The sequence below is a fragment of the Pleurocapsa sp. CCALA 161 genome (genome assembly GCF_003003995.1).
GTDB lineage: Bacteria > Cyanobacteriota > Cyanobacteriia > Cyanobacteriales > Xenococcaceae > Waterburya.
Genome location: NZ_PVWF01000174.1, coordinates 1 through 6,895, shown reverse-complemented (window position 1 = coordinate 6,895; position 6,895 = coordinate 1). Strand labels below are relative to the sequence as shown.

Below are 6,895 nucleotides of genomic sequence, written 5' to 3'. Positions count from 1 at the left end.
TAATTGATATTCTCAGCGATAATGGTGTAGATATTGCTGTACTCCCTCAAGGGGATGAAGGATGGTTATTTAGAGCTTTAAGTAGTCTCTTATTCCCGATTCTTTTATTAGTAGGATTATTCTTCTTGTTAAGAAGAGCGCAAAGTGGGCCAGGCTCTCAAGCCATGAATTTTGGTAAATCTAAAGCCAGAGTGCAAATGGAACCCAAAAGTCAAGTAACCTTTGGTGATGTAGCGGGGATCGAACAAGCCAAGCTAGAGCTGACTGAAGTTGTCGATTTTCTCAAAAATGCGGATCGCTTTACTGCTATTGGTGCCAAAATCCCTAAAGGTGTACTTTTAGTTGGGCCTCCAGGAACAGGTAAGACTCTTCTGGCTAAAGCTGTAGCTGGGGAAGCTGGTGTACCCTTCTTCAGTATTTCTGGTTCAGAATTTGTGGAAATGTTCGTCGGTGTCGGTGCGTCTCGTGTACGGGATTTGTTTGAACAAGCAAAAGCTAATGCTCCTTGTATTGTCTTTATTGATGAAATTGACGCAGTTGGCCGTCAGCGGGGTGCTGGTCTTGGTGGTGGTAACGATGAGCGAGAACAAACTCTTAACCAACTGTTAACTGAAATGGATGGTTTTGAAGGTAACACAGGTATTATCATCATCGCTGCTACTAACCGTCCTGATGTCTTGGATTCAGCGTTAATGCGTCCTGGTCGCTTTGACCGTCAAGTAGTAGTAGATCGTCCTGACTACGCTGGTCGTCAAGAAATTCTTAACGTTCATGCTCGTGGTAAAACTTTAGCCAAAGACGTCGATCTTAATAAAATTGCTCGTCGTACTCCTGGCTTTACAGGTGCAGATTTGGCAAACTTACTTAACGAAGCAGCAATTCTGGCTGCGCGTCGTAGCCTAACCGAAATCTCCATGGATGAAGTCAATGATGCGATCGATCGCGTTATGGCAGGGCCTGAGAAGAAAAACCGCGTTATGAGCGAAAAACGTAAAGAGCTTGTGGCTTATCACGAAGCTGGTCATGCTTTAGTGGGTGCTTTAATGCCTGACTACGACCCTGTACAAAAGATTAGCATTATCCCTCGTGGACGTGCTGGTGGTCTAACTTGGTTTACTCCTAGTGAAGATCGGATGGAGTCTGGTTTATATTCCCGTTCCTATCTCCAAAATCAAATGGCAGTTGCCCTAGGAGGTCGTTTGGCAGAAGAGATTATCTACGGTGAAGAAGAAGTAACTACTGGTGCTTCCAATGATCTACAGCAAGTAACTAGAGTAGCTCGTCAAATGGTAACTCGTTTTGGCATGAGCGATCGCCTAGGACCTGTTGCTCTTGGTCGTCAAAATGGTAACGTCTTTATGGGTCGTGATATTGCTTCTGACCGCGATTTCTCCAACGAAACCGCAGCAGCGATCGATGAAGAAGTACGTAACTATGTCGATCAGGCTTATAGTCGTGCCAAAAAAGTATTGATGGAAAACCGTCATATCTTAGATAAATTGGCAGACATGCTAATTGAGAAAGAAACAGTGGAAGCAGATGAGTTACAAGATGTTCTAGCCAATAACGATGTGAAAATGGCATCTTTGGCATAATTACTAACTTGATCAACTAATCTGATTTTTCAATAATTTGACTATAGACAGCATTCACAATCTGGGTGCTGTCTATTTTTTTTAAAGCAGTCTCACCAAGAGAATTGTTAGGATGAGTCTTCAAGTGCTGAGATTGTAGGAGAAAAAAAACATCATCTCAGATTTAGACTACTTGGCAGATAAATTTAATTTACAAATTAATTCACAAAAGATTCCAAAGTCCCTCGAAGCATGATTTTGTCAAGATTTTTAAGTAAGTACGGAGTTATTCTGATTTTGCTGGGGATAATTTCTGGCTGTGAGACTAATTCCCTAGCGCAATCTCAAGATACAACTACAGAAAGTAAACCTAAAGTGCAGCAGCAAAGACAGGTAGTGGCTTTGGGTAAGTTGACTCCTAAAGGGGAAGTGATTAAACTTTCGGTCGCAAATGCCGAGGATAGTCGAGTCAATCAGATATTAGTTGAGGAAGGCGATCGCGTCGAGAAGAATCAGGTGATTGCAGTGCTTCAGGGACTGGAAAACCGTCAGCGAGATTTAGAAGCAGCAGAAAAAGAAGTGGAACTAGCTCAAGCTAAACTAGACCAAGTTCGTGCGGGGGAAAGTAAACAGGCGGAATTTGCTGCCCAAGAAGCCAATATCTCCCGTCTGGAATCTCAGTTGCGGAATGAGGTGGCGGAAAGACAGGCGACGATCGCCTCTGCTAAAGCCCAGTTAAGACAGGCTCAGTTGACCTACGATCGCAATCTTAGCTTGCAACAACAGGGGGCAGTGAGTATTCAAGCTTTTGATCAAGCTAAAGAAGGGTTGGATACGGCTCAAGCTACTTTAAATGAAAGACTTGCTCAATTAGATAATACTCAACAAACTCTAAAGCAAGAAATAAACCAAGAGCGAGAAAATCTAGCTCTGTTGCAGGAAATTCGACCAGTAGATGTCAGGGTGGCGGAGATAGAAGTGGAAAAAGCGATTATTGCCGTGGACAAGATCAAAGCTGATCTTGAGGACACTAAAGTAAAAGTGCCAATTTCTGGTCAAATCCTCCGCATTAATACCCGTGTGGGGGAACAGGTGAATACAGAACAGGGCATTGTGGAATTGGGTCGTACCGATGAAATGTATGCGATCGCCGAAGTCTATGAAACAGATATCGGCAAGGTGAGCATTGGTCAACCAGCAACAGTTAGCAGTGAATATGGCGGATTTACAGGGAAGTTAAAAGGTACGGTAGAGCATTTAGGTTTGCAGGTGGGAGAAAAACAACTAGTGGAATCAACGGAAGATCCGACCCAAGACGAGAATTCGCGCATCGTGGAGGTTAAAGTCCGCATCAATCCCGAAGACAGTAAAAAAGTTGCAGGTTTAACCAATATGAAAGTGCGAGTGGAAATCAACAACTGACCTAAAACTGATCTGAATCTAGCTAATTAACTTTCAGGGCAAATAGCCATTTGCCCCTACCTGCTGATGAAACTAATTTATCTTCTGACTCAAAAAATTAATGCCTATCTACGTCGAACTCCTGTAGCTTGGTTACAGCTATCTCACCAGAAAGTTCGTCTTTTGGTGGCAATTTTAGGAGTGGCGTTCTCGATTATTCTTATTTTCACTCAATTGGGTTTAAGGGGAATGCTGTTTAATGGGGTGACGTTGTTACCTGAAAATCTCAATGGCGATTTGTACTTGATGTCCAACTATGCTGAAGTTATTCGAGATAGTTCTGTTCCCAATATTTTTCTTTACCAAGCTGATGCTGTTGAAGGCGTTGCCGATGTCCGACCGCTTTATGTTAGCCGTGGTAGCTGGGTAGATCCAAAGCTGCTTAAAACTGCGAATGGAGATGAGGTTGATGCCGATATTGAATCATCTTCAATGCAGATTATTGCCTTTAATCCTAATAAACCCGTACTCAATCTCCCCGAGGTTAATCAGCAGCTAAATCTATTAGCTATTCCCAGCAGTATTTTATATGATCGCCTTTCAAAATCGGTATCAGGAAATATTCCTCAACTCTTTGCTACTCAGGGTCAAGTCTTTAGTATCTTAGATAACCGTCGAGTAACTGTCATCGGTTTATTTAATTTAGGCAGTACTTTTTACTTTGATAGTGTGGCGGTAATGAGCGACTGGAATTATAAACAAATTAGTGAAGATGCGGATTTAGACCAGGTTTCCCTCGGTGTAATATCTCTAGAGGCAGGAGCGAATCCCCAAGCAGTAATTAAAGGCATTAAGCAAACTCTGGGTAAGAGTATCAAAGTATTAACCAAGGCTGAATTAGCTGAAGCAGAAGTTGCCGAAGTTGCCACATGGCCCGAGGGAAAAGTCCTCAACTTTGGGGCAGGAATTGGCTTTGTTGTGGGAATTATTATTGTTTACCAGGTGATCTATACCGATGTTAGTGAACATCTTCCTGAATATGCCACCCTTAAAGCGATGGGTTACAAAGACCGTGATCTATCTTTGGTGGTATTGCAAGAGTCGCTGATTTTAGCCGTGATGGGTTTTATTCCTGGTTACTTAACTTCTTTCGGCATCTACTATCTGATGACTAATTTTATTGAACTCCCTGTCTCGATGAATACAGGCATTGCCCTGCGTGTATTTATTCTCACTATCCTCATGTGTGTAATTTCAGGCGCGATCGCGATTAAAAAGCTGCGTACTGCCGATCCTGCTGATATTTTTTACTAGAATTTTCTTCTCTAATGTTACCTGTTTTATTTTTCAATATCTCATATTTTGTATTATACGATACTAAAAAAACGTGTCTTTTTTAAATTTTTGACACATTATAAAAATCGGCTCAGATCGAATTCTTCGTGATCAACCTCCCGACTAAACCGTTCCGCATTTAAAATTAGAACCAATCTATCGGTATAATCTACCGCACCACGTAATTCTTGCTGTAGCTGTTCTAATCCGCCATTGGCGTATTCTTCAAAAATCAAAACTCTCGCTGCTTCGGCTGATTCGTCTTCCCTAGATAAGACTTTGATATCTTCGGTTGATGTCACAGCGATTAATCTAATCAACCGTTCGTAACCTCTGGAAATAAATACCTCCAGGCTAATGGGTGCAGGTTCGCTTTGAGAGACTTCTGTAATAGGCGATCTCCTATTATGTTTCACTCCTAAGCTTGCAGCAAAAGCAATTACATCCGCATAAGTAGAGAACATTCCTGTCGTTCTTTTCTCATCCAGCAGCTTTCGGACTAATTCGGCCTTGTCTTGGGCTATTTTTATTCTAGGTAATGCCATTGGTTTTGAAGTTAGTATAACTGGATTAATTGGCTAGATGATTAAATATGTGTCAAAATTAAATTAATGATACAATAAGCAAGAGAATCATTATGTTAATCGAGGGTAAAAAATATAGTTATCGTCAGTTAATAGACGAAACTGGCTTATCTCGTAGTACTCTACACCGCAGAATAAAAGTCTTAACAGAGTCTGGTGTTCCCTTGACCATGGGTGCAATCTTACAATTCCCTACTAACTGGGCTTTCCATGATCGCCATGGCAAATTTTATGCTTCTAAAACTGATTACGCGGTTAAAAACAATATTCCCTACTATGAAATGTTTCAAAATTCAAATTATGATACAATTAATCCCAATCAAGATTAAATTATTTTGTGCATAGCGATCGCCCCAAATGAAGATCCGTAACAAAAACACTCTTGTTAATTGAATTTAAAATACTCCTAGCGGTCGACTAGAGCCTAATTCTGCGGTCGAAACTAGTGGCAGTGGTTTAGGCCGACGATTACTTAAAGTATCGTCTATAAACTTCATTCTGTGCTTGCTAAAATTAATTGTGTCAAAATTTTAACTATGATACATAATGAAAATAATTAATCAAAATACCTAAGATTAAGCTCGTGCCATACTTTTTTTGCTGATATCTTTTTTTCTCAATGGATGTCACCGAATACTCTCAATCTATTATTGTTTCAAATATTGATTTATGACACAATCATCTAGATATTAGCGATCGCTCAAGGCACTTGTTAGAATCAGCACTTTGAAGAAAAACTCGATGAAGAAATTGGCGATCTTAAAGCTGCACTATTGCTTGACTTTTGTTTACGAGAAATTTGCCCTACTGTTTATAATCAAGCAATTATCGATGCGCGCTCTTTTGTGGATAGTAAATTAAGCGATCTTGAAGATACTTGCTACGAACCAGAGTTTGATTATTGGCAAGAGTAATGTTAGCTATTATTCAATAAAAACCTTGATTTTTAAGTCGCTAATTCAAATAAATCTTCGTGATAGTAAATATCAAAATCTAGTTAAATTCAATTACATTTATTGTCTAAAGTAGAAATATCTATATTTTGTATGCCGATGAGAACAACCAAGTATAAATTGCTTTTCAGGGCGCAAATGAAAATAAGTATATACCCTGTTTTTAAGTAGCTATATATCTAAGCTTAAACCAAAAGCTTATCATGTAAGGATTTCAGTAAAGATCGAAAAATAAAAATCAACTTCCGATAACTGTAATTATCGGTTGTATACCTAAAAACGTCTACAGCGTCTACAACGTTACTAAATGATTAATAAACAGCTATCAGGGTTAACCAAAGCCAGTATCCAAAAAAGTGAAGAAGCCTTGCTAAAAACAGAAACAGCGATCGCTACACTAACTAATAGACAACAAAAGATAACTATTCGTTCTGTAGCTGAAGAAGCAAAAGTTTCCGTTAGCTATATCTATAAACATCCTGAATTAGCTTATAAAATTCAACGTTTAAGAGAACAGCAAAAATACGATTTAATTGTTAATCATCAGTCAAGAAAAAAGGCGAATCTAGAAGCTAAAGTAAGGCAAAAAGAACAAGCAACAATAAAGGAGAAAGACGACTTAAAAGTTATCATAGAACAGGTTAAAAAAGAAAATAATCTGGAAAATCTTCAAGCAGAGAATCTTCAGCTAGCTATGGAAAACCTCAGACTGAAACAAGAGCTTAAATATGCTCTAAAAAGTTTACAGGAAGCCAGAGCATTTATCTTAGAACAACAACAACTTAACTCATAGTCTCATTTGTTTCAATTTAGTGACAACATAAACCAAATAGTTTCTATTAGGCTACAAATAAGTAACTAATTAAATACAATTATATGTTCGCAGTTCTTGGCGATCGCTAGGATAAAAATATACCTAAACCACATTAAAGATTATTTTTCAAACATTGTGTTGTCTATTGCAGGGTGAGAATAGTCAATTACTGCACCGACAAGCGGATGCAGCTTGTAACTACACCAAATGATGCGTTACGTTCGGACGATTGAC

At 39.3% G+C, this 6,895-nt stretch carries 6 protein-coding genes and 1 pseudogene; 6 read left to right on the top strand and 1 reads right to left on the bottom strand.

Translation table 11 applies throughout. The annotated features are described in order from the left end of the window. From ftsH3 to devC, 3 genes are all read left to right on the top strand, one after another. Positions 1 to 1,595: ATP-dependent zinc metalloprotease FtsH3 (ftsH3, locus tag C7B62_RS23465; RefSeq protein WP_106243311.1), on the top strand; the 1,595-nt coding region annotated here is incomplete at its 5' end. A gap of 237 nt (positions 1,596 to 1,832) precedes the next feature. Further along, a complete protein-coding gene (locus C7B62_RS23460; protein ID WP_233220125.1) occupies positions 1,833 to 2,996 on the top strand; it encodes an HlyD family efflux transporter periplasmic adaptor subunit in 1,164 nt (387 codons plus the stop codon). Between the two features lie 66 nt (positions 2,997 to 3,062). Next, positions 3,063 to 4,289, top strand: coding sequence for an ABC transporter permease DevC (devC, locus tag C7B62_RS23455; protein WP_106243305.1), 1,227 nt, complete (start codon positions 3,063 to 3,065; stop codon positions 4,287 to 4,289). A gap of 98 nt (positions 4,290 to 4,387) precedes the next feature. On the opposite strand, the gene C7B62_RS23450 is transcribed toward devC, so the two are convergent. After that, entirely contained in the window at positions 4,388 to 4,855 is a 468-nt protein-coding gene (locus C7B62_RS23450) for a DNA phosphorothioation-associated protein 4 (protein WP_106243301.1), read from the bottom strand. A 92-nt stretch (positions 4,856 to 4,947) separates the two neighbouring features. On the opposite strand from C7B62_RS23450, the gene C7B62_RS23445 reads away from it, so the two are divergent. The 3 genes and pseudogenes from C7B62_RS23445 (at position 4,948) to C7B62_RS23435 (ending at position 6,640) form a co-directional block, all read left to right on the top strand. After that, positions 4,948 to 5,223: a winged helix-turn-helix domain-containing protein gene (locus C7B62_RS23445; RefSeq protein ID WP_106243297.1), complete on the top strand. Its 276-nt coding sequence runs from the start codon at positions 4,948 to 4,950 to the stop codon at positions 5,221 to 5,223. Positions 5,224 to 5,625: 402 nt separating this feature from the next. After that, positions 5,626 to 5,808: pseudogene (locus C7B62_RS23440) on the top strand (DUF2164 domain-containing protein); the annotation flags it as partial. Between the two features lie 346 nt (positions 5,809 to 6,154). Continuing rightward, positions 6,155 to 6,640: a hypothetical protein gene (locus C7B62_RS23435; RefSeq protein ID WP_106243290.1), complete on the top strand. Its 486-nt coding sequence runs from the start codon at positions 6,155 to 6,157 to the stop codon at positions 6,638 to 6,640. Positions 6,641 to 6,895 lie beyond the last annotated feature (255 nt).